Source organism: Reinekea forsetii (assembly GCF_002795845.1).
Taxonomy (GTDB): Bacteria; Pseudomonadota; Gammaproteobacteria; order Pseudomonadales; family Natronospirillaceae; genus Reinekea; species Reinekea forsetii.
The window spans coordinates 2,911,276-2,934,943 of the sequence record NZ_CP011797.1; the positions used below are offsets into that span (position 1 = coordinate 2,911,276).

At 54.3% G+C, this 23,668-nt stretch carries 23 protein-coding genes and 1 other RNA gene; 18 read left to right on the top strand and 6 right to left on the bottom strand.

Going from position 1 to position 23,668, the window contains the following annotated elements:
* Positions 1 to 19: 19 nt before the first annotated feature.
* The 5 genes from ftsL to rsmI form a co-directional block, all read right to left on the bottom strand.
* Entirely contained in the window at positions 20 to 301 is a 282-nt protein-coding gene (gene ftsL, locus REIFOR_RS13320; protein WP_100258030.1) for a cell division protein FtsL, read from the bottom strand.
* A gap of 2 nt (positions 302 to 303) precedes the next feature.
* Positions 304 to 1,245 (bottom strand): 16S rRNA (cytosine(1402)-N(4))-methyltransferase RsmH, encoded by a 942-nt coding sequence (gene rsmH / locus REIFOR_RS13325; protein WP_100258031.1) that lies wholly within the window; start codon positions 1,243 to 1,245, stop codon positions 304 to 306.
* On the bottom strand, positions 1,242 to 1,697 hold the full coding sequence (mraZ, locus tag REIFOR_RS13330; protein WP_100258791.1) for a division/cell wall cluster transcriptional repressor MraZ: 456 nt from the start codon (positions 1,695 to 1,697) through the stop codon (positions 1,242 to 1,244). The genes rsmH and mraZ overlap by 4 nt, the downstream gene beginning before the upstream one ends.
* Positions 1,698 to 2,159: 462 nt before the next feature.
* Positions 2,160 to 2,507: RNase P RNA component class A (gene rnpB / locus REIFOR_RS13335), an RNA gene on the bottom strand.
* Between the two features lie 38 nt (positions 2,508 to 2,545).
* Positions 2,546 to 3,403: a 16S rRNA (cytidine(1402)-2'-O)-methyltransferase gene (gene rsmI / locus REIFOR_RS13340; protein WP_100258032.1), complete on the bottom strand. Its 858-nt coding sequence runs from the start codon at positions 3,401 to 3,403 to the stop codon at positions 2,546 to 2,548.
* Between the two features lie 134 nt (positions 3,404 to 3,537).
* On the opposite strand from rsmI, the gene REIFOR_RS13345 reads away from it, so the two are divergent.
* The 7 genes from REIFOR_RS13345 (at position 3,538) to ppa (ending at position 9,908) form a co-directional block, all read left to right on the top strand.
* A complete protein-coding gene (locus tag REIFOR_RS13345; RefSeq protein ID WP_158524385.1) occupies positions 3,538 to 5,328 on the top strand; it encodes a penicillin-binding protein activator in 1,791 nt (596 codons plus the stop codon).
* The gene (locus REIFOR_RS13350) at positions 5,325 to 5,696 is read left to right on the top strand and encodes a YraN family protein (RefSeq protein ID WP_100258034.1); all 372 of its coding nucleotides are present in this window, start codon (positions 5,325 to 5,327) and stop codon (positions 5,694 to 5,696) included. The genes REIFOR_RS13345 and REIFOR_RS13350 overlap by 4 nt, the downstream gene beginning before the upstream one ends.
* Positions 5,693 to 6,286, top strand: coding sequence for a D-sedoheptulose-7-phosphate isomerase (locus REIFOR_RS13355; protein WP_100258035.1), 594 nt, complete (start codon positions 5,693 to 5,695; stop codon positions 6,284 to 6,286). The genes REIFOR_RS13350 and REIFOR_RS13355 overlap by 4 nt, the downstream gene beginning before the upstream one ends.
* Complete coding sequence (locus REIFOR_RS13360) at positions 6,283 to 6,852, top strand: BON domain-containing protein (RefSeq protein ID WP_100258036.1); 570 nt, start codon at positions 6,283 to 6,285, stop codon at positions 6,850 to 6,852. Before REIFOR_RS13355 ends, REIFOR_RS13360 begins: the two co-directional genes overlap by 4 nt.
* Before the next feature lie 101 nt (positions 6,853 to 6,953).
* Entirely contained in the window at positions 6,954 to 7,841 is an 888-nt protein-coding gene (locus tag REIFOR_RS13365) for a universal stress protein (RefSeq protein ID WP_158524386.1), read from the top strand.
* Positions 7,842 to 8,015: 174 nt separating this feature from the next.
* Positions 8,016 to 9,299, top strand: a complete 1,284-nt coding sequence (aroA, locus tag REIFOR_RS13370) for a 3-phosphoshikimate 1-carboxyvinyltransferase (RefSeq protein ID WP_100258038.1) — start codon at positions 8,016 to 8,018, stop codon at positions 9,297 to 9,299.
* A gap of 81 nt (positions 9,300 to 9,380) precedes the next feature.
* Positions 9,381 to 9,908: an inorganic diphosphatase gene (ppa, locus tag REIFOR_RS13375; RefSeq protein ID WP_100258039.1), complete on the top strand. Its 528-nt coding sequence runs from the start codon at positions 9,381 to 9,383 to the stop codon at positions 9,906 to 9,908.
* Positions 9,909 to 9,973: 65 nt separating this feature from the next.
* Here ppa and REIFOR_RS13380 read toward each other — a convergent pair whose 3' ends face one another.
* Complete coding sequence (locus tag REIFOR_RS13380) at positions 9,974 to 11,038, bottom strand: DUF2333 family protein (RefSeq protein ID WP_193437304.1); 1,065 nt, start codon at positions 11,036 to 11,038, stop codon at positions 9,974 to 9,976.
* A gap of 292 nt (positions 11,039 to 11,330) precedes the next feature.
* On the opposite strand from REIFOR_RS13380, the gene aroQ reads away from it, so the two are divergent.
* From aroQ to coq7, 11 genes are all read left to right on the top strand, one after another.
* Complete coding sequence (gene aroQ, locus REIFOR_RS13385) at positions 11,331 to 11,789, top strand: type II 3-dehydroquinate dehydratase (protein ID WP_100258040.1); 459 nt, start codon at positions 11,331 to 11,333, stop codon at positions 11,787 to 11,789.
* Positions 11,790 to 11,803: 14 nt separating this feature from the next.
* Positions 11,804 to 12,265 carry an acetyl-CoA carboxylase biotin carboxyl carrier protein gene (accB, locus tag REIFOR_RS13390; protein WP_100258041.1) on the top strand — a complete coding sequence of 154 codons (462 nt, stop codon included), beginning with the start codon at positions 11,804 to 11,806 and terminating at the stop codon, positions 12,263 to 12,265.
* A 13-nt stretch (positions 12,266 to 12,278) separates the two neighbouring features.
* Positions 12,279 to 13,625, top strand: a complete 1,347-nt coding sequence (gene accC, locus REIFOR_RS13395; RefSeq protein WP_100258042.1) for an acetyl-CoA carboxylase biotin carboxylase subunit — start codon at positions 12,279 to 12,281, stop codon at positions 13,623 to 13,625.
* A 118-nt stretch (positions 13,626 to 13,743) separates the two neighbouring features.
* Positions 13,744 to 14,649, top strand: a complete 906-nt coding sequence (gene prmA / locus REIFOR_RS13400) for a 50S ribosomal protein L11 methyltransferase (RefSeq protein WP_100258043.1) — start codon at positions 13,744 to 13,746, stop codon at positions 14,647 to 14,649.
* 148 nt (positions 14,650 to 14,797) lie between these two features.
* Positions 14,798 to 16,042 carry a DUF3426 domain-containing protein gene (locus REIFOR_RS13405; RefSeq protein ID WP_158524387.1) on the top strand — a complete coding sequence of 415 codons (1,245 nt, stop codon included), beginning with the start codon at positions 14,798 to 14,800 and terminating at the stop codon, positions 16,040 to 16,042.
* 201 nt (positions 16,043 to 16,243) lie between these two features.
* Positions 16,244 to 17,233, top strand: coding sequence for a tRNA dihydrouridine synthase DusB (gene dusB / locus REIFOR_RS13410; protein ID WP_100258045.1), 990 nt, complete (start codon positions 16,244 to 16,246; stop codon positions 17,231 to 17,233).
* The gene (fis, locus tag REIFOR_RS13415; RefSeq protein WP_100258046.1) at positions 17,230 to 17,529 is read left to right on the top strand and encodes a DNA-binding transcriptional regulator Fis; all 300 of its coding nucleotides are present in this window, start codon (positions 17,230 to 17,232) and stop codon (positions 17,527 to 17,529) included. The genes dusB and fis overlap by 4 nt, the downstream gene beginning before the upstream one ends.
* Before the next feature lie 103 nt (positions 17,530 to 17,632).
* Positions 17,633 to 19,228, top strand: coding sequence for a bifunctional phosphoribosylaminoimidazolecarboxamide formyltransferase/IMP cyclohydrolase (gene purH / locus REIFOR_RS13420; RefSeq protein WP_100258047.1), 1,596 nt, complete (start codon positions 17,633 to 17,635; stop codon positions 19,226 to 19,228).
* Positions 19,229 to 19,239: 11 nt separating this feature from the next.
* Positions 19,240 to 20,526, top strand: a complete 1,287-nt coding sequence (gene purD, locus REIFOR_RS13425; RefSeq protein WP_100258048.1) for a phosphoribosylamine--glycine ligase — start codon at positions 19,240 to 19,242, stop codon at positions 20,524 to 20,526.
* Between the two features lie 149 nt (positions 20,527 to 20,675).
* Entirely contained in the window at positions 20,676 to 23,033 is a 2,358-nt protein-coding gene (locus REIFOR_RS13430) for a response regulator (RefSeq protein ID WP_100258049.1), read from the top strand.
* Positions 23,008 to 23,649, top strand: a complete 642-nt coding sequence (gene coq7 / locus REIFOR_RS13435) for a 2-polyprenyl-3-methyl-6-methoxy-1,4-benzoquinone monooxygenase (protein ID WP_100258050.1) — start codon at positions 23,008 to 23,010, stop codon at positions 23,647 to 23,649. Before REIFOR_RS13430 ends, coq7 begins: the two co-directional genes overlap by 26 nt.
* Positions 23,650 to 23,668 lie beyond the last annotated feature (19 nt).

Here is a 23,668-nt window from a genome sequence, read left to right on the forward strand (position 1 = left end):
CCTAACTCATACCCTCTTTTTATTTGTATTCCATTGCTCGAATGTTTTCGACACTGGGTAATATCATCTCTAATTGCTCACGCGCGACGCGTTCGACGCGCGACGGTGAGGAAAACGCACTCTCTTCTAACAGCAACCTGCCCCATTCTTCCCACTGGACCTGCTGCGCTCGCCGGCCCTGCTCTATCAATGCAAACTGCCCGCGCGTCTGGTACGTCACCGAAACAATGCCGAAGGCGGTAATCAACACCACGCAGACCTCAAGCACTAGCAGACCCCAAGCGGCCGGTGACACCGACATCCTTAGAGCTTTTCCGCAATTCTAAGCACGGCGCTGCGTGAGCGAACATTAACTGCAACCTCGTCCTTGCTGGGTTTAATCGCCTTACCGACAGCGCGCATCGTGCGCACTATGTCAGACTCCGGAATAGGCAAACCAGGCGGTAATTCAGGGCCATTGGCCTGAAGGCGAATAAAGTGTTTAACCGCCCGATCTTCCAAGCTATGGAATGCAATCACGGCCAAGCGACCACCGGGCTTGAGCACCTCTATGGCTGCGTTGAGCGCCTGCTCCAACTCGACTAGCTCGCCGTTAATAAAGATTCGGATAGCCTGAAACGACTTAGTCGCCGGGTGGCGTTTATGGTCCCACTTGGGATGGGCGACCTTAATGATTTCGGCTAACTGGGTGGTAGAGGTTAGTGCCTGCTCCTGTCGAGCCGCTACGATCGCCTTGGCGATGCGCCGACTAAAGCGCTCATCACCGTATTGAAACAGGACGTTGGCTAGGTCAACCTCCTTCACTACGGTCAGCCACTGTGCGGCACTGAGCCCTTCGTCTGGGTTCATGCGCATATCTAACGGGCCATCGTTTTGAAAACTAAAACCGCGCCGGGCATCGTCTAGCTGAGGCGATGACACGCCCAAGTCCAACAAAACACCACAAACCTGACCGGTCAGGCCTTGCTCGGCGACCACCTGGGCTAGATTCGCAAAGCCGTCTTGGACCACGGTGACTCGACTATCTTGGGCGGCGAGACGCTGCGCTTCGGCAATGGCCAGCGGGTCCTTGTCGATTACCAGTAAGCGGGATGTTGGACCCACCTTGGAAAGCAGATGGCGGCTGTGACCGCCGCGGCCGAAGGTGCCGTCTATATAGAAACCCTCGCCCGCCAAAACGGCCTCGACGGCCTCTACCAATAATACGGTTTCATGCTGAAATTGAGCGGCGTCAACGGGACTCATAACGAGATTTGCTCCAATTCAGCGGTCATGGCCGAATCGCTGCCGGCGGCGGCTATATACTCATCTCGCGCCTCGTTCCACAGTAATTCAGACCACAGTTCAAATTTGTTGCCTTGCCCTAATAACACCACTTTCTTGTCGAGCTGGGCGTATTCGCGCAGCGGGCCGGCAATCAGTAGTCGTCCGGCGGTATCGACATCCGCGTCAGTGGCGTAGCCTATTAGCAGTCGCTGTATACGCCGAGCTGCTTTGTTAAAGGAAGACAGTGCCGATATCTTTTCCTGAATAAGATCCCATTCCGCGAGGGGATAGATCAGCAGGCATTTAGATTCGGTATCGATAGTGATCACTAACTGATTATTGGCCAGCTGCTCAAGGAGTGAACGATATTTGCTAGGCATGGCAATCCGACCCTTGACGTCTAACGCCAAGGAGTGCACTCCTCGCAACATATAATTGTCGTTCAACGCCACTGGCGACTCCAAATTAACCTACAGTTAGTAACCGCTTACGAACGGATAAACTCCACATTTATCCACTTTACCCCACTATTTGACACTATAAAGGCCCCATGACCCACAAGCAAGCCTGCGCTAACAATAAAAAAACGAGAAAAGCCTTTAAAAACAGTAGGTTAAAATGTGGGTGGCAAAACCGAGCAGAAAAGTTAGCGCCCACTAACAACACAAAATACAGACGAGCACTCGGCTTAGGTTATGAAGTTAATGTAATACCTTAAGTGTTAGATTGTTTTGGAATGAAACTAACCAGGGAAAGAGGGGAAATAAAGAAAAGCAGATCGTAACGAGGCGCACGGCCAGACTAACGCTATTCTACTAGTCCTGCGGCAGGCGACCTGGGTCGGTACGCAGTAATGGAACCCCAAACCCTGCGTAAACAGGGTTTAGAATAAAGGTGGGAGACAGCCGATAAGCCGGGTTCTGTCGTGGACAGTCATTCATCTAGCCGTGTAATCGCTCACACAGTCAAGCGACCTACCCGGTTCCAGCGCGGGTCACGCCTTAATGGAACCCTATTTGGTCTTGCTCCAGGTGGGGTTTGCCATGCCAACTCTGTTACCAGAGTCGCGGTGCGCTCTTACCGCACCGTTTCACCCTTACCAAACGGTTGCCCATCTGGCGGTCTCTTCTCTGTTGCACTTTCCGTCGGCTCACGCCGCCCAGCCGTTAACTGGCACCTTACCCTATGGAGCCCGGACTTTCCTCCCCTTGCAAGCAAGCGGCGACTGTCTAGCTGTCTCCCGAGCGGCAAAATACCGGAAATCCTCAGGAAGGCAAGTTTATTCGCTACCCAAGGCGACAATATATTCATAATAAAGCTTTTTTGAACCGCCAAATACCTTGGCCACGATGGCAGCGGCCTTCTTCGGCGGCAGAATGGCGGTTAGTTCATTGACCAATGCGACCACTCGCTCATCGCCAATGCCGACCACCTCGGTCGCCACACCTTGCACCAGAACCACAAATTCACCTTTGCGCTGGTTGTTATCGGCCGCCACAGCCTGCTGCACGTCGGCGATGGTGCCGCGCAGGACGGTCTCGAAGGTTTTAGTCAACTCGCGCGCCACGACAATCGGCCGATCGGCGCCAAAGGCTATCGCCATATCGGCGAGCGACCCCTCGATACGATGACTGCTCTCGTAAAAGACCAGGGTCAGGTGGTCTGTGGCCAAGGCATTCAGGATCTTTAGCCGGGCGCCGGTTTTACTCGGCAGGAAGCCTTCGAAGCGCCAACGATCGGTTGGTAGCCCACTGATTGATAAAGCGGTAATCACCGCACTGGCGCCGGGAATAGGCACCACCTGCAACTGGGCGTCAATCACGTGATTAACTAAGACATAACCGGGGTCTGAAATTAACGGTGTACCCGCATCGCTGACTAGGGCAATAGACTGCCCCGATTGCAGGCGCTCAACGATCATGGCCGAGCGATCACGTTCATTGTGCTCATGCAATGATAGGAGCGGGGTCGTGCAGCCGAGATGATCCATCAATCGAGCGCTGTGCCGGGTATCCTCGCAGCAAATCAGATCGACCGAACGCAAGACCTGTTGCGCCCGTTCGGAAATGTCGGCCAGGTTGCCGATGGGGGTGGCCACGACATATAAAGTATTTCTAATGATCTGGTTGCTGTTCATTTTCCGTTCTCTTACACAGTCAATTGTGATGACCGAATGACTTTTACGGTGAATACTGAGTAGAATGCACGGGTACTCAAACATAAGTTCACCGGACCATGCGAATTTGCTCGTTTGCTAACACAGCTACGCTGTTGTCACTGCTTGTTCTTGCCTTACTGCAGGGCTGCGCCACAACTGTGGTGGCACCTCCTCCGGTCATCGTGGCACCGCAGGTTATTATCGCGCCGACGGCCGAGCCTGAGTCCGAGCCTTTGGTCAATCAGCAGATAACAACTATCGAAGACTATATCGCACAGCGTCAAGTCGATGAAGCCCGTATCCTGTTACACAGCTTGAGCTTTAATCAGCTATTAACCGACCAACAAACCCGCTATGTGCTGGCCAATGCCAATATTGCACTGATCTTGGGCGATGGCCAGGAGGCCCTGAGCTGGTTGAGCGGCGAGTATGCCTATTTGTTAGACGGCTTGCCACTTCAGGAGCAGATCGCGCTCAATCTAAAACGCGCGGAAGCCTATGAGTTTTCAGGCCGATCGCTCTCTGCGGCGCGCGAACGAATTTTTTTAGCGCCAGTGCTTGAAGGTGAGACAGCCATTACCAATCAAGAACAGATTTGGTTTGATCTGCAGCTGGTCCCTCAAGAGCAGCTGTTAAGCCTAGTTAATACCGAATCGAGCCCAGATCTGACCGGATGGATTGAACTGGCCCTAATCAGCCGAACGGAAGACGGCGAATTGAGCCGCCTGCAATCCGTGGTAGAACAGTGGCAACTGGCCAATAGCCGACACCCGGCCGCCAAACGCCTGCCCCGCAGCCTGCAGATGTTGACCGAACTCACCCTGAACCAACCGACTCGCCTGGGCATCCTGCTACCCTTATCAGGATCACTGGAAAAAGCCGGTAATGCGATTCGCAACGGCTTACTCGCCGCCTGGTATCAGGCCCGTCAGTATGGCCAAGAAACACCGGAGCTGACCTTTTATGATACGGCCGCCAATGAAGACATAGGCGCCCTATACAAACAGGCCACCGCAGAGGGCGCCCAAGCGATTATTGGCCCCTTGACCAAGGTTAAAGTTCAGCGCATGGCGGGCATTCAAGACCTGCCCATCCCGGTATTGGCGTTAAATTACGCAGACAGCCGCGTCGAACGGGTCACCAACTTTTACCAATTTGGCCTCGCCCCCGAGGATGAAGCGATTCAGGTAGCCAATGACATCTGGCAGCAAGGCGTGCGCCGCGTGATGATTGTCGCACCGGATAGCGCCTGGGGCGAGCGGGTCAGCGATGCATTTGTTCGCTTCTGGCAGCTCAAGGGCGGAGTTATCGCCAGTAAAGCTTTCTTTAGCCAGCCCGATCAATATCTTACTAACATAAAGAATGCGTTGAATATTCAAGACAGTGAGGAGCGTTATCAATTACTGCGGCGCAAACTGGACGAGGATCTGGTGTTTGAATTCCGTCGTCGAGAAGATATCGATATGGTTTTCATGCTCGCCTTTCCAGCTCAGGCCCGACAACTGAAACCCATTCTTAACTATCAGCGCGGCGTCGATCTGCCTGTGGTGGCGACCTCGATTCTCTATTCTGGGGTCGATGACCCAGATAAGAATAAAGACCTAGAGGGCGTGCGCTTTGTTGAGATGCCTTGGCGCCTAGCGCCCAGCCCGATCAAGAACCGCGTGGCCGAGGCCTTCCCGGAAAGCCTGGATAATTATGCGGCCTTGGTCGCCCTAGGGGTTGATGCCTATCGGCTGTATCCGCGCTTGGCGCAAATGTCGGTTTTTAATGACGTTCGAATTCAGGGCGTGACCGGCGCCATGACACTGACCGAAAACGGCAGGATTCAGCGCGAGCTGGACTGGGCCGAGGTTCAAGATGGACTGATACGCCAAGTGCCCGCTACTGACCTGCTGCAATGAAGTCAGACCAGCCAAGTCACCTCAAGACTGGCGCGGACGCTGAGCGTTTGGCCGAAAACCTAGTGGTCACGGCCGGCTTGGCGGTCCTGGAGCGCAATTTTCGCAGTCGGTTTGGTGAAATTGACCTGGTTTGCCGCTCGCAACGAGAATTAGTCTTTGTCGAGGTTCGCTATCGAGCCCATACTCATTTTGGTTCCGCTGCGGCCACCGTCAACCTAGCCAAGCAAAAGAAGCTGACCAAGACGGCCCAATACTATATTTTGACCCATGCCCATTTAAGTAAACTTTTCATGCGCTTCGATGTCATCGGCATCAATATCAACCGACAAGCGCAGTGGATTAAAGGAGCTTTTTTAGCCACCATATGAACCCACAAGACATAATTATTGACCAGCTCGGCCTGGCATTAGAAACATTCCAAATGGCCGCCGAAACATTGGACAGCCTGATCGAACAGACCAGCGAAGTCATGACCGACTGCCTTATCAATGATGGCAAGATTGTCGTCTGTGGCATGGGTGCCTCTGGCGCTCTCGGGGCCGGCTTTGCCGCTCAAATGCTCAGTCGATTCGAACGCGACCGGCCCGGCTTGCCCGCCTTAATGCTCAGTAATGATGGCATCCTAACCAGTGCTGTCGCCTATGACAGCGGGCCAGGTGATATCTATGCCCGACAAGTGCGCGCGTTCTGCCATGCACCCGACATACTCCTGATCCTCTCCTCAACCGGCAATGCCTCGGCTCTGATCAAAGCGGTTCAGGCGGCGCACGAACAGGGCGTCTGCGTCATTGCACTGACCGGCGGCAGTGGCGGCGATGTTGCCACCTTGCTCGACGATAACGATATGGAACTGCGTGTGGAAAGCGACCGGGACAGTTGTGTCCAGCTGACCCATCATCTGGTCTTGAACTGCCTAGTTGAACTCATTGAAAATGCTATCTTTGGAAACGAATTATGAATCGCCTTTACATCCTGCCTTGGTTATTGGTCCTGCTGCTCACCGGCTGTGCGACTATCCGCGGTAGCATCACCGAAGACCCCATTCGACCGGACCCAGAAGGTCGCACCATGGGTGAGGTGATAGACGATAAGAACATTCAAACTCGTCTCAAGTTAAACCTGGTCAAATTAGATCAACGTTATGGGGACGCCAATGTCGACATTCAGGTCAACGCCGGCGTGGTTCTGATTGTCGGCCAGGTGCCGACCGCCGAACTGGTGACCTTGGCAACCGGGCTGTTGAAAACCGATACCCAAATTAAGGCGATACACAACCACCTCACGGCTGAACCGAATATTTCCACCGGCCTCAAAGCGAACGATAAGTGGCTCTCTGTTAAGACCCGCTCGCGAATGTTTACCACCGACTTCTTTCCATCGTCCAATATCGAACTGGTGGTCCAGCAAGGTATTGTTTACCTGATGGGTCGAGTCAGTGAAAAAACAGCCGCACAGGCTGTTGAAATTGCCTCAGAGGTCAATGGCGTGCAAAAGGTGGTTGTGGTCTTCCAAATCATTCCTTGATGTAGATCAGCACAAAATCCCCTGTCCTTTCTAGGCTAACAGGTAGCCATCGCGGTTTATTAACTCAACCGCGTTCCGTTATGCCTGCTGGAGGGACGACCATGTTTGAATTACGCCAGATCATCGTTTTATTGGATCAATCGGAAGAAAGTGTTACGGCGGTCGAAAAGGCGGCCATCCTGGCAAAAAAAACCGGCTCGCGCATGACGCTTTTCACCTCTGGCTATGACGGCGCCCTAAACAATCTCCAGAACCTGGCCGAAAATGCTCGCGACGCCTACCTGTCAAGGCTGCTCATTGGACTCGATAGCCTGGCAGCCATCGCCCGTGCCCAGGACATTGTCGTGCACACCGAAGCGGTATGGGATAAGCATGCTGGTGCCGCGCTGCTCAACTATATAGATGGCAATTCGGTCGACCTGGTGGTCAAGGCGACACACCACCAGAATGTTATCCAACGCACCTTTTTCAGCCAAACCGATTGGGAACTGATTCGCCATTGCCCAGTGCCCCTACTCTTGACGAAGGGCACTGCCTGGCACCCGAAGGTAACGGTCACGGCGGCCGTCGACCCAGTTCGCAGCAATGACAAACCGAGCTTTCTCGACGACCATATTATCCAATGCGGCCTCGATCTGGCGGCTCAGCTGGACGGCCAAGTTCAGCTCTTGCACGTCTATGACCCAACACCCCTAATGATTTACCTGGACCAACCGGCCATCAACTCAACCGATATCAGCGAGGAAATCCGCCAGCAACATCTGGATGCATTAGCCAGCTTGGCTTCGAGTAAGGGTATCGCAACGGACTTGGCGAAACTTGAGATGGGCTCCCCGGTACAGGTTATTCCGGACCACCTGTATGAAAACGATATCGACATTGTCATCATGGGCGCGGTGTCCCGATCCGGCTTCGAACGTTGGCTACTGGGTCATACCGCCGAGAAGGTGCTGGACCGAATCACGGTCGATATTCTCATCGTCAAATAGGCATGACGGCCATGCCATGCCTCGAGCCGGAGCGGCCTGAGCCCGCAAAACTCGCATTCCATGGCAGTGCAGATCGCACAAGACAGTTTTGATTTCTATTGCTGAGGGTGCAAGATCACCCGCAACTGCCTTACAATAGCGCAAAATCCTTTGTTCATTCGGCGTCTAATAGCTATGGAATCGTTAACCCTACCCAAATTAAGCCAAGCCCACGGTGAAGTAACCATCCCGGGCTCAAAAAGCTTATCCAATCGTATCCTGTTGCTGGCGGCTATCAGTCGGGGCACGACTGTTATCGATAATTTATTAGACAGCGACGATGTCCAGCATATGCTGCAAGCTCTGACTCAGCTTGGTGTCCGCTACGAACTCAATGCCGAGCGCACCCAATGTCGGGTTGTTGGGCTCGATGGTCCCTTGGCGCGCGGCCAAAGTGAAACCATCTTTCTCGGCAATGCCGGGACCGCCATGCGACCCCTGGCTGCGGCACTGTGTTTCGGCAGCGGCGAATTCATTCTGACCGGTGAAGAACGCATGTTCGAGCGTCCAATCGGCGACCTGATCGAAGCTATGCAAGCCCTAGGAGCAAATGTTGACTATCAGCAGAGCGCTGGCTTTCCGCCCCTTAAGATTAGCGCGCAGCCACTCACGGCGGCACCCGTGGCCATCGAAGGGAGTATCTCGAGCCAATTCTTGACGGCGATTTTGATGGCCGCACCCTTGTTAAAGCAACCCCTGACCATCAGCGTGACTGGTGAACTGGTGTCCAAGCCCTACATCGATATCACGCTCGATGTTATGCAACGCTTTGGCGTCACGGTCGTCAATAACGACTACCAGAGCTTTGTCATCGATGGTTTACAGAGCTATCAGTCACCGGGCAAGATTCTGGTCGAAGGTGATGCCAGCAGTGCTAGCTATTTTCTCGCAGCCGGCGCCATCGGCGGTGGCCCAGTTCGAGTTCACGGGGTGGGGACCGCCTCGGTGCAGGGCGACATCCGCTTTGCCGAGGTGCTGGAACAGATGGGGGCTACAGTGCTGCGCTCGGAAAACTGGATTGAGGTGGCGCACCAGGGCCCGCTCAAGGCGATCGATCTGGACCTAAACCATATCCCTGATGCGGCCATGACGATCGCCGTCGCGGCCCTATTTGCCGAAGGTACCACGGTGATCCGCAATATCTACAATTGGCGCGTTAAGGAAACCGACCGTATCGCAGCGATGACCACCGAACTGCGTAAACTCGGCGCGATCGTGGAAGAAGGCCGCGATTATCTAAGCATTACACCGCCCCAACGCGTCACGCCGGCCGCCATCGATACCTATAAGGACCACCGAATGGCCATGTGCTTTTCGCTCGCAGCCTTTGCCACAGACGGCATTGTGATCAACGACCCAGGCTGCACCGCCAAGACGTTTCCGGATTATTTTGAGCGCTTCAATAAAATCACCTCATAAAATTGGTATGACAAGGCGCACCCTATATACTGCGCCTCTAATTTTTTCCTTTTCGAGCAACGACCCTAAACGAGGCCCATTATGAGCTACACCCAGATCCCCGCCGGCAAAGATGTACCCAATGATATTTACGTAGTAATCGAGATCCCGGCCAATCATGCGCCTATTAAGTATGAGATCGACAAAGATATGGATGCTCTGATGGTCGATCGTTTTATGGCGACGCCGATGTTTTACCCGGCCAACTACGGCTATATCCCTCATACCTTGGCCGATGATGGCGACGCGGTAGATGTGTTAGTCGTTACCCCTTACCCAGTAGCCCCCGGTGCGGTGATTCGCTGCCGCCCAGTCGGCGTATTAGAAATGACCGACGAGGCCGGTGAAGATGCCAAAGTCATCGCTGTACCGCACGACAAGCTCAGCGCCCTCTATACCGACGTTAAGGAAGCCACCGATCTGCCGCCGCTACTGCTGGCGCAAATCAAGCACTTCTTCGAGAACTACAAGGCCTTAGAAGTGGGCAAATGGGTCAAGGTCAAGGGCTGGGCCGACGCCGATCGCGCTCGCGCTATCATCAGCGAATCCTTCGCAGCTGACAAAAAGTAATAACATTGCCAATTGTTCGGCATAAAAAAAGCGACCTAGGTCGCTTTTTTTATGGGTGCCTCGGACTAGCCGTTCTGCAACAGTTCCCGCAGATCGACAATGGCGGCATTGGCGCGCGAAATGTAATTGGCCATCACCAAAGAATGGCTGGGTATTAGACCAAAGCCGCTGCCATTAAGGATCATCGGTGACCAAATCGCTTCCTGGGTGGCTTCCAGCTCGCGGATGATTTGTTGCAAGCTGACCAGGGCATTTTTGTCCTCGAGCACCGGTGCAAAATCGACTTCGATCGCGCGCATCATATGGATCAACGCCCACGAGGTGCCTCGGGCTTCATAAAAAACATTGTCCACCAACAGACGCGGGGTCTTGATTTGGGTCTGCTTCTCGGTCGGGGTCGATTGCTCGGCGCTCGCCTGCCCGGCCATATCGGTATTGTAGCGTTGCTGGCCGACCGAGGCGCTTAGACGCTGAGAGAGCGAGCCAAGCCGGGTTTCGACATCTCGCAACCAATTTGACAGATTATCGGCTCGGGCATAAAACTGCGCCTTAGCGTTGGCGGGGTCGGCCAACCGGGTCATATAACTATCGATATACCCGATAGCATTGCGATACTCGCCTTCGGTTGAGGGCAAGATCCAACTGTCGTTATTGAAATTAAACAGCGGTTCGGCTTCGGCCAGATCCGGATCTTCGGTCGACTGGGACTGGGAGCGACTGAGGTCCTTACGGAAGGCTCGGGAGAGGTCGCGCACCTGAATCACCACACCAAATTCCCAGCTAGGCATGTTATCCAAAAAGATAGACGGCGGGGTGACGTCGTTTGACAGGTAGCCGCCCGGCTTGGTCAGCAGGGTGTCGGCTAGATGGCGCAGAGTGTAGGCGGTGGTATAGCCAACTACCGCTTGCTTACCTTGAGCCTTGGCGGATTGTTGGGCCAGGCTGACCACATTGGCCACCGCTGGCGAGTTGCTCCAATACAGTCCAAGTGCTGTCCACAGCAACAATATCAGGGTCAATCCAGCCATAAGCCAGTATTTCAAACTCTTGCCAACAGTCTTGGTGCCGGGGGCATTCGACGATTGGTGTCTTAAACCGTTCCAAAAGCGCTTAAATTGAACCTTTAACATGCTAAATTGTCTCCATTAAATAGCCACTTGAGGGTAACGCCAGACCCGCGCCCTGCCAATAGGCCAGCGGTCACATTCCTTGCCAAAATCCGCTCGGTGAGCGCAAACAGATGCTGTTCTGAGCGTATTTGGGGCCGAATTGAGTAAAAGACAGTATTTATTGAACATTTTTCACAACTAAAATTCACCCTACCCGTTGTGCATTGGTGTTTTCCTGATTATCTTGTGCTAATACTTGTTTTTTAGCGACTTTTCGCTACAAATAGACTTAAACTCAAACCCAGGGTGAACCATGGCATCGTTGCTGTTACTAAATGGACCAAATCTCAATCTGCTCGGTGTACGTGAGCCGGAGCTCTATGGTGCCAGCACCTTGTCCGATATAGTGGCGCAATTGTCCGCGGATGCGAGCACCTTGGGACACACGCTAGTCCACCTGCAGAGTAACCACGAAGGGGTCCTGATTGATCGAATTCATCAGAGCCTGACCGATGGTACAGACATGATATTGATCAACCCGGGTGCCTTTACCCATACCAGCATCGCTATCCGCGATGCCTTGGCTGGGGTAAAAACACCCTTTATCGAGCTGCATTTGTCGAACGTGCACGCTCGAGAAGATTTTCGTCAGCACTCCTACCTATCGTCGATAGCGGTCGGGGTGATTGCTGGCTTTGGACAAACGAGTTATCTCTTGGCGCTTACCGCAGCCAGTGAATACTTAACTAATAAAACACCACAGAATCAATAATTAGAGGTCATAGCATGGACATTCGTAAGGTCAAGAAGCTTATAGAGTTGTTGGAAGAATCCAACATCGATGAAATTGAGATTTCTGAAGGCGAGGAATCCATTCGCATCAGCCGCACCTCACGCTTAGCCGCTGCACCGGCCCAATATGCCTTCCAGGCTGCGCAACAGGCACCCATGCAGATGAGCGCTCCGGCGGCCCCTGAAGCCCCAGCAGCTGGCCCAGCGCCCGTTGCGCCGGCCGGCCACGCCGTCAAGTCTCCGATGGTGGGTACCTTCTATCGTTCGCCGTCACCAACCAGCTCGTCTTTTGTTGAAATTGGCCAGAAGGTCTCGGCCGGGGACACCATCTGTATCATCGAAGCGATGAAGATGATGAACCAAATCGAAGCCGACAAGAGCGGTACCGTCACCGCCATTCTCGCCGAAAACGGTGAGCCGATAGAATTTGATCAACCACTGGTCATGATCAGCTAAGCGGAGTAGCCCCATGCTGAACAAAGTTTTAATTGCCAATCGAGGTGAAATCGCGCTGCGCATTTTGCGTGCCTGTAAAGAACTCGGCATTAAGACGGTCGCGGTTCATTCCACCGCCGATCGAGAACTGAAGCACGTCAAGTTGGCCGATGAGGCCGTCTGTATTGGGCCGGCCGCCTCGGTTGACAGCTACCTGAATATTCCCGCTATTATTGCTGCGGCCGAAGTGACTCACGCTGATGCCATCCATCCCGGTTATGGCTTCTTGGCCGAACGGGCCGATTTCGCCGAGCAGGTCGAAAAATCTGGCTTCAAATTTATTGGACCAACGGCCGCGGTCATCCGACTTATGGGTGACAAGGTGTCGGCCATTCAGGCCATGAAAAAAGCCGGCGTTCCAACGGTACCGGGTTCTGACGGTGCCGTACCGACGGACCCAATTAAGTGTAAGAGCATTGCCTTGCGTATCGGTTATCCCGTGATTATCAAGGCTGCCTCTGGCGGCGGCGGGCGCGGCATGCGTGTGGTCCACAAAGAACAGGATCTGCTCAGCTCCATCACCATTACCCAGACCGAAGCGGCCGCGGCTTTTGGCGATGGCACGGTCTACATGGAGAAGTTTTTAACCAATCCTCGCCATGTTGAAATCCAGGTCTTGTCCGATGGCCAGGGTCACGCCATTCATTTGGGCGATCGTGATTGCTCTTTGCAACGGCGGCACCAAAAGGTGCTCGAAGAGGCCCCTGCACCACACATCGACCTGGCCGCACGACAGACCGTGCAAGACGCATGCGTCAAGGCCTGTATTGATATCAATTACCGCGGTGCCGGCACCTTCGAGTTTCTCTATGAAGCGGGCCATTACTACTTTATTGAAATGAATACCCGTGTTCAGGTGGAGCACCCGATCTCAGAAATGGTCACCGGTGTCGACATCATCAAGGAACAGTTGAATATAGCAGCGGGCCTGCCCCTGACTTACACTCAAGAACAGGTCAAAATCGAAGGCCATGCCTTTGAATGCCGTATCAATGCCGAAGACGCCGTAACCTTTATGCCCAGCCCGGGTCGCATTACCCAGTTCCATCCACCGGGTGGCTTAGGCGTGCGTTGGGACTCTCATATCTACGCCGGCTACTCGGTACCACCCTTCTATGATTCGATGATCGGCAAGCTGATCACCTTTGCTCCGACCCGTGCCGAAGCCCTAAAGCGCATGGCATCGGCCTTGGATGAACTGGTTATCGGTGGTATTCGAACCAACGTCGATCTGCACAAGAAACTGGTTCTCGATGCCGCTTTTATCGAAGGTGGTGTCAATATTCACTATCTTGAGCACAAGCTGGCCGACGAACAGTAGTCCCGCAGCGAAGGTTCGGGCACCACAAGGTCGCCCGAGCCTTTGAATTCCGAGCCTAGAAGCATGCAAAAACAGCCCACCATTCTGCTATTATTGGCAAAATTATTGAGATAACCCGATGCCTTGGTTACAAATACGACTTGCCACCCTGCCCGAACACAGTGAGATACTGGAAGATGCCTTGCTGCTAGCTGGCTGTAAAGCCGTCACCCTAATCGACACAGACGATCAACCAGTTTACGAACCGATCCGCGGCACCACACCGCTGTGGCAGCACACCACCATTCAAGGCCTATTTGAAGAGGATGTGGATGTCGCCCACCTGGTCGCGCTCATGGATTCCGTGATTGCCGCTCACCAGCTTAGGGTCGCTTCAATCAGCACCGAGATTTTGGAAGATAAGGACTGGGAACGGGAGTGGATGGACAATTTCAAACCCATCGCCTGTGGAGATCGCTTGTGGATCGTACCCTCCTGGCAGACGCCGCCCGATGCGGCTGGGGTCAACCTAAAGCTGGACCCCGGCCTGGCGTTTGGTACCGGTACCCATCCCACGACTTTTTTGTGCTTGCAGTGGCTAAATGACCATATCCAAGCCGGCGATACGGTCTTGGATTATGGCTGTGGCTCGGGCATATTGGGGCTCGCGGCTCTGTTACTCGGCGCAGAGCGCATGACCGGTATCGATATAGACCCGCAAGCACTCATCGCGACGGATAACAACGCGGCGGTAAATAATATCGCCGCAGAGCGGTATTTTGTTACCACCGATACCAATGACCTAGAAAGTCATTATCAGATAGTCATCGCCAATATCTTGGCCGGGCCCCTATGCGATCTCAGTGATGCTATCGCCAGCTACCTAAAACCCGGACAACCCTTAGTACTTTCCGGTATATTAGCCCATCAGGCGGACACGGTTATGGCTGCTTACAGCGCGACTATCACGTTCGATCCGGTGGTTACCTTGGACGGCTGGGTGCGCTTAAGCGGCCGGCGCAAAGCGGTACGAGAACGACTATAATCTTGGCTCGATCGGCTCAGCCAAAGGCTTTGGCCCGATGTTAGGCCCCTATTGAACGTCTTAGAATCGGCTATCGACTTGGCAAAATATTAACAGCCAATCTCAACGATAATTTTTGTTAAGCATGGATGCCCAAGGATATACAGTAATGGTTGAATCGTTTATTACGCAATGCCCCCATTGTGGGACATCGTTCCGGGTTAGAAGCGAGCAGTTGGCTGTGGCCAATGGATCGGTTCGATGCGGTGCGTGCTTGCAAGTATTCGGTGCCCGAAACCATCTCGTCACCAGCCCCTCATCGGGCAATCGCCCCGCAGCCGCGCCGGCCGCCAAGCCCAGTGCGCCTAAAACCGAGACCAAGCCTGCGAGTCCACGTCAACCCGCACCGCGACCCCCGGCAGCGCCTGGGCCAGAGCCTGAGTCAAAATTTGGCGGATTTTCAGCCTCCGAGGACGAATTTGTCTTTGCCGATGGTGATGATGACTTTATTTTCGATGACAACGCCGATGATCGCCTGTTCGGTGACGATGCATCGGAGGAGGGTTTTGGCGAGCTGTCTGACAGTTTCCGCAACCTAGACGACTCGACCAACAAGCCGAACCGTAAAGTCGATCATTTTCAACGCGAAGCTCAAGAACTCAATACGCCGGGGTTGACCGATCCCGATGAGCAAGACGAACGCTGGGCCGAGTCCATTCTTGAGGATATGGAGAACGATACCAAGCCCATGACAGCTGTGTTCAATGCTGGCGAGGTTAATCAACGCGCAACAGGGTCCCTGGCCAAACCTGTGGCACCAGCAAGGAGGTCAGCCAGTTTTGAACCGGACTTCCCGATGCCGCAGACCGCCTCGCAAGTGGTCAATAAGGTCAACCACGCCCCAGATCTGGATTTCCAGCTGGAGGACCGGTTACATCGATTGCGGCCTCTGGGTTGGATTGCGGTGGTTGGTTTGCTCCTAGTGTTGGCCGGCCAATTAGCCTGGCTGGAGCGCAATCACTATGCGCGCATGGATCAATGGCGGGGCCTCTATCAGAGCGCCTGCAACGTGCTGGGCTGCAGCCTACCGGCTCAGGTAGACCTGGACAATATCCGCAGCTCCCTGCTGGTGCGCGAGCATAAGGATCCGAATCTGAAAGACCTGCGCATGGTCGATATTGTCTTGACCAATAGGGCACCCTTTAAGCAGGCGTTTCCGCTGCTACTACTGCAATACACTGATGTAAATGGCAAGCTGGTAGCCGATCAACGGTATCATCCGGACGAGTATCTCAAGGGTGAATTAACCGGGGTCGAACTGATGCCCATTAATACCCGAATTTATGTTTCTCTAGCGATCCGGACGCCGGTGGCCGGTGCCGTCAACTACCAGCTATTATTAAGCCCTTCCTAATCGGCGCCTTGCTGCAACCCTAAGCTAAGCCGTTGAAAACCCAAGCTTTAGTGTGCCCGCAGGGGGGCGCCTTGGGTTTCCACCCTAAGGCAACAAAAAGCCTGAAATAATGGCTTTATTGCGAAGTTCTCACTTTCTTTAGCCCCCAAGAACAGCTATGCTTCCGCGCCCCTAAGTTGAGCGTTTTTTGAACGATTTATTGTGTTTAAAATTGGACCCTATACCATAGATCAGCCGACGGTGCTTGCGCCGATGGCTGGTGTTACAGATCAACCCTTTCGCAAACTCTGCCGGGCCTTAGGGGCTGGGTTAGTGGTGTCAGAAATGGTGACGAGTGACACTCGCCTATGGAAAAGCAATAAATCCCAATGGCGACTGAACCATGACGGCGAGGGTGAACCAATCAGCGTCCAGATAGCCGGCGGTGAACCCACCATGATGGCTGACGCCGCGCGCGAAAATGTCGTCTTGGGGGCCCAAATCATCGATATCAACATGGGTTGCCCGGCCAAGAAGGTGTGTAACCGTGCCGCCGGGTCGGCCTTGCTTAAAGACGAACAGCTGGTCGCCGATATATTGCGAGCAGTCACCGCGGCTGTGGATGTCCCGGTGACCCTGAAAATCCGCACCGGTTGGGATGCGGAGTTAAAAAATGCCGTTCGCGTTGCTAAGATGGCAGAGGACTGCGGTATCGCCCTCTTGTCAGTGCATGGCCGTACCCGAGCCGATGCCTTTCGGGGTGAGGCCGAATACGAGACCATCGCCGCGGTAAAACAGGCAGTTGGCATCCCAGTACTGGCCAATGGCGATATCGATAGCGTCCATAAGGCCAAAGCCGTATTACACCTGACCGGAGCTGACGGGGTCATGATTGGCCGTGCCGCGCAAGGCAATCCGTGGATTTTTAATGCCATCAATCACTTTTTATTGACCGGTGAAGAGCTACCAAAACCGGATATGGACACGGTACAACGCACCCTGAACGAACATGTTCAGGCACTGCACCAATTCTACGGTGACTTTATGGGCGTGCGCATTGCCCGCAAACACCTGGGTTGGTATTTGGGCGGACAAGGCCTACCCAAACACAGTTACCAAGAAATTATTCTGCTTGAGAGCAGTCAACTGCAACTCGGCGCAATCAATACACTTTTTGACAATTTTGAACGACTTAAGGAAACCACCGCATGAACCTAGATACTTTCGCGCCCAAGAGCGATTCTCCCGACAGCCTGACTTACCAGGCGGCCGCCGAACAGCCCCAGACCTTGCGTGACAGCGTTGAAATTGCCATGCGCAATTATTTTTCCCATCTTGAGGGGCAGGACGTTACCAACGTCCACCAGATGGTTTTGACCGAGGTTGAGGCACCTATGCTGGAAGCGGTGATGCGTTATTGCCGCGACAATCAAACCAAGGCCAGCAAGGTCTTGGGTTTAAATCGCGGGACCTTACGCAAAAAGCTGAAGGAGTATGGGCTTCTTTAAGGCTCTAATAAAAGGCGACTGCGGTCGCCTTTGTTCATTCTGCGCCCTTATTTTTTGACCGATCAATCAAATTTTAACCACTATGACCCGTTTCGAGGACTCCATGAGCCAATCTGCATCCGTAATTGCCCCTAAACGCGCGCTAATCAGCGTTTCCGATAAGACCGGTATTGTCGAGTTTGCCCGCGCCTTGCGCGCCCGCGGCGTTACCCTTATCTCCACCGGGGGCACCTTTAAGCTGCTGCAACAGAACGATATAGAGGTCACCGAAGTGTCCCAAGTGACTGCGTTCCCCGAAATGATGGCCGGTCGCGTCAAAACCCTGCATCCATTGATCCACGGTGGGATATTGGGGCGGCGTGGCATCGACGATGAGGTTATGCGCGAACACGGCATCAGCGCCATCGATCTGGTCGTAGTGAACCTCTATCCCTTTGCCCAAACCATTGCCAATGCCGATTGCAGTTTGGCCGACGCGATCGAAAACATCGACATCGGGGGGCCAACCATGGTCCGCTCGGCCGCCAAGAACCATAAGGATGTTGCCATCGTGGTCAGCGCCGACCGATACCCGGAGCTGATCGAACAGTGGGACCTAGATGGGGGTTTCAGCGCCGCCACCCGCTTTGCACTAGCACGTGCCGCCTTTGAACATACCGCTCAGTACGATGGCATGATCGCCAACTATCTCGGTACAGTGCCGGTCGACACACCGGCCTCGGCGATCCCAGAGCGTGCCGACTTCCCCAATACCTTTAATAGCCAATTTATCTTAAAAGATATCATGCGCTATGGTGAAAACCCACATCAGCGCGCGGCCTTCTATATCGAAGAGGGTGCCAGCGAAGCGGGCATTGCCACCATCACCACGCTGCAAGGTAAGGCCCTGAGCTACAACAATATTGCCGATACCGACGCGGCCCTGGAATGCGTGAAGAGCTTTTCCGCCCCGGCCTGCGTTATCGTCAAGCATGCCAATCCCTGTGGTGTGGCCACCGGCGCAACGCTAAAAGAAGCCTATCAACGCGCCTTTTCAGCCGATACCACGTCCGCCTTTGGTGGCATCATTGCCTTTAACCGGGAGCTCGATGTGGCCGCGGCCGATGCCATCATTGGCAAGCAGTTTGTCGAGGTAATCATTGCGCCCGCGGTCTCGGCCGAAGCCGCGGCATTGGTTGCCAGCAAGCCGAATATACGACTGCTCGCTTGCGGCTATTGGTCGACCCCGACCCCGGCGCTCGATTTCAAACGGGTGACCGGCGGATTACTGGTGCAGGACCGGGATTTGGGTATGATCGGCGCCGACGATCTGCGTGTAGTGACCAAACTGGCGCCCTCACAACAACAGATAGAAGATCTCTTATTTGCCTGGAAAGTGGCCAAGTTCGTTAAATCCAATGCCATCGTCTACGCCAAAGACGGCCTCACCACCGGCATCGGTGCAGGGCAGATGAGCCGGGTCTACAGCGCCATTATTGCGAACATCAAGGCAAAGGATGAGGGGCTGGAGATCACCGGCTCGGCGATGGCCTCTGAGGCCTTCTTGCCCTTCCGTGATAGCCTGGATCAGGCCGCCGAGATGGGTGTCAGCGCCGTTATTCAGCCCGGCGGCAGTATGCGCGACAACGAAGTTATAGCCGCCGCCGATGAGCATGGCATTGCCATGGTCTTTACCGGCATGCGCCATTTCCGCCACTAGAGGATAGCATTATGAACATATTGATTATTGGTAATGGCGGGCGCGAACACGCCCTGGCTTGGCGCGCTAGCCAAGCTGAATCCGCTGGCCGCACCTTTGTTGCGCCGGGCAATGCCGGCACCGCCGCAGAACCGGGTATTGAAAACGTTGCACTCGACGTGCTGGATTTTGCCGGCCTAGCCGACTTTGCTCGCGCCAATGAGGTCGAACTGACCATCGTCGGGCCCGAAGTGCCGCTGGTGGCTGGTATCGTGGACTTTTTTGAAGCCCAGGGTCTCGCGGTATTTGGACCCACTCAGGCCGCGGCTCAGCTGGAAGGCTCCAAGGCCTTTGCCAAGGATTTCCTCGCCCGACACCAGATCCCCACGGCATTTTATGGCGTGTTTACCGATGAAAGTGAAGCTATTGCCTACATCGAAGCCAAGGGCGCGCCGATAGTCATCAAGGCCGACGGCCTAGCCGCGGGTAAGGGTGTTATCCTGGCTCAGACCAATGCCGAGGCCATCGAAGCGGTCCAGGATATGCTATCAGGCAATAAGTTTGGTGCAGCTGGCGCGCGTGTCGTGGTAGAACAGTTCCTGAGCGGTGAAGAGGCCAGTTTTATCGTCATGGTCGATGGTGAGGACGTCTTGGTTCTGGCCACCTCACAGGATCATAAGGCGCGCGACAATGGCGATCAGGGCCCCAACACCGGCGGCATGGGGGCTTACTCACCGGCACCGGTGGTGAGCGATGCCATTCACCAACGGATAATGGCAGAGGTGATTTACCCGACCGTTCAGGGCATGGCTGCCGAAGGCAATCGCTACCGCGGGTTTCTCTATGCCGGCATTATGGTCGCTGCCGATGGCACCCCCTATGTCTTGGAATTCAATTGCCGCTTCGGCGATCCGGAAACTCAACCCATTATGATGCGTCTGCAGTCTGATCTGGGCCAGTTGTGTCTGGCGGCCATCAACGGTCAATTGTCCGAGCAGACGGCGCTCTGGGATGAGCGCGCCGCCGTGGGTGTGGTTATGGCCGCCGGCGGCTATCCGTTCGCTTATCGCCAAGGCGACCCAATTGCCGGTATTGCCGCGGCAGAACGAGCCGGCACTAAGGTGTTTCAAGCCGGTACTCGGCTCGATGCCGAACAGGGTCTGGTCACCCAAGGTGGTCGGGTACTCTGCGTAACGGCCCTGGGCGACACGGTCGCGCTGGCACAAGCACAGGCTTATCTTGGTGTGGCGGAGATACAATGGCAAGGAGCCTATTACCGCACCGACATCGGTCACAAGGCGATCAATCGCGACAGCTGATCGTTGTTCCAAACACTGGCCGGAGCTGCTGAGCAGCGCTCGGTCCCGGCCAGTGACCTGGGCTTTTGAAAAAAAATTTTCCGGTTCTCTCACCGATCTCAGCGCCGCCGCTATACTACTTATTCGCTCTTACCGGATAGTGGGTTCTCATGCTAAAACGCCTGCTGTTGATATGCCTGTTTACCAACATCTGGTCTTGGGCCCAGGGCTTTGAGTCCATTCAGATCGAGCAACCTTATCTCAATGCAAATGTGGTCTCAAACGGCGCCTATCTCAATACGCCAAGCGATCCTTACCCAATCCTTGAGGTGATCAGCCCCGCCATCCTGCGCCAGTTCACTCCGGTCCATGGCTCGGAAATCGGATACCATCAGCTTGCGTCGGAGACCTGGCTTACCTTTGCCGTCGATAATCTGACCAAGCGCTCACTGCGTCTGTTTCTGATTCTGGAAGCCCCCTTTTTGGCCACGGCAGAGCTGTATTATAACCTCGACGCCGCAAGTGGTTATCAGCACGTTGCCACCGGGGCTGATATGGGCTTAAACGACCGGCCTTATCAGTTGGGTAACTATATTCTGCCCATAGCACTGGAAGCCGGTACTCAGCAGCTGTTTCTAAGGATTGACCCTATCGCCGCAACCAATATGGCCGTGCGCCTGGTCGATGAGGCGACTCTAGTCCGCGCACTGCGCACCAGCCTACAGTTTAATACACTAGTGCTCATGCTGGTCCTGATGGCCATCGGCATCAGCTGCCATGCCTATTATCTCTTTCGGATTGGCACTGCCATCTGGGCAGCCGTACTCAATCTGGGTGTTTTGATCAACCTGAACGGCTGGAACGGCCATATCACCCAGTGGCTAGCCAATATCGCCTATATTGAGGTGGGCGCCATTAATGTCGGGGCTTTTATGACCCTGATGGCCATGACTGGAATGCTTACCACGATGCGTGCCGATCAGTTTTCCCGTTGGGTAGCCGATGCACTGATCTGGCTCGGCCGATTGTTGATCATTTTGCTCGGACTGGCTTGCTCGCCGTTCACCATCGACCTGCTGGCAGTACACAGCTTCGTTATACCGACGGCTATGATCCTTATCAGCCTCTACTGGATAGAGAGTGGCCCCAACAGTTTCTCAGAGCGCCTCGCCTTAGCGGGCTGCCTAGTGCTGATGAGCTATTTCATTTGCACCACTCTAATCCTGATGGGCTTACTATCGACCACTGGGGCGATGCTGTATTCACTCAGTCTCATGGCGGTGCTGGCGGCCATCCTGATCACCCTCGCCAGTTGGCAGGCTGCAAAAACTAAGGGTGCCAGACTGGCGGTTGAGGGGCTCGTTATCCCCGATGTACACTGGCCGCTGTTAAGAAAACTGAATCACGATATTCGCGGCCCAATCAATGGCGTGTTGGGTATGGCCGAGCTTATGCAGGACACCACGCTGTCGGCGCACCAACAAGACTATGTCAACACGGTGCAAAATGCTGGCTTTGCCTTGCTGCGTGAAGCCGATCAGTTGCAGAATTTGATCCGCATCGGCCTAAACCGACTGCCGGAAAACGATGATGAATTCGACCTTTTTGATCTTATTGAAGATACAGTTCAGCCCTTTTCCCGTATTGCCCATAGCAAACACCTGGAGCTGGTGCTCGATATTGCGCCCGACATACCCACCCAGTATCGCGGCAATGCCCATATAATCGGTCAGATCCTATCGAATCTGCTTGATAACGCATTAAAATATACCGAACATGGCGAGGTGTTGCTAACAGTAAAACCATGGCAAAATCAGCGGATCCGCTTTGCTATAATCGATACTGGACCGGGCATGGCAAAGGACTCAAAAGCTCGGCTATTTCACTTTCCAGACAGCCACGATGCCAAGCAACAGCTGCCTAAAGACGTGCATTTGGGCTTACCCATTAGCAAGTATTTGGTCGGCATCTTGGGAGGACAATTAACGCTTAGCAGCGAATTACGCAGGGGAACCAGCTTCTGGGTCGATCTGCCCCTCGCCAGTGCGGCTGACCTCGATGCTGGCAGGGCGACGGGCAGCACGCCGCTGCCGGAAGACCTGCGCCTGATGGTGGTCGACGACAACCTGACCTGCCGTAAGGTGATCGAGCACTTGTCCAAGAGTTGGGCGGTAGAGGTGCTGAGCATGAGCAATGGTCAGTCGGCACTGGCCAACTTGCACAACGAATACCATAAGGGCCTGCCCATCGATGTGCTAATATTAGACCAAAATATGCCAACCATGAGCGGTGCTGAGCTGGCCCAACGGATCCGTCAGGATGGAAGCCTCAATAAGGATATCATTATTATTATGATGACCGGGACCGACGAACTGGCCAATGACTTGGGCGGGGATGAGGCGGGGATGGAATATTTTCTCTCCAAGCCGGTTTCGGCTCGAACCTTACGCCAGACGCTGAACCGAGCTATGCCCACAATCATGAAAAACCGGGAAAACATCCATGCCAAGAATTCTCTCTTTTACTGACCGATTGATCGGCCAATTCGACAACGCGCTGCGCACCCTGACGCCGGGTGCCGTCAGCGCTGCCACGCAAAGCCCAGCACATGCTGTGGCCCAAACCGAGCTCAGTGACGCCGAACGACGCCATAGCGTGGGCTTAATGCGCATCAATCACAGCGGCGAGGTCTGTGCTCAGGGTTTGTATCAGGGTCAGGCACTCACCGCTCGGTTGCCAACGGTACGCGCTAAGATGACCTTGGCCGCGCAAGAAGAGCTCGACCATCTGGCCTGGTGTGACCAGCGCTTGCAGGAGTTGCAGGGCCGCACCAGTTGGTTGAACCCAATTTTTTATGGTCTGTCTTTTGGTCTGGGGGCGCTGGCCGGTGCCGCAGGAGATCGCTATTCCTTGGGCTTTGTCGCTGCGACCGAAGATCAGGTTAGCCACCACCTAAGCGCCCATCTGCAACAGATTGAGCAGATTGATAGCCGTTCGAGCGCGATTTTAGAGCAGATGTTGACGGACGAACGACAACATGAGGCTCAGGCCTTGGCAGCGGGAGGGATTGAATTTTCGCCACCGGTGAAACAATTTATGACCGGCGTCTCGAAACTGATGACCAAGGTTACTTACTATATCTAGGCCCAAGCGCGGTTGCATT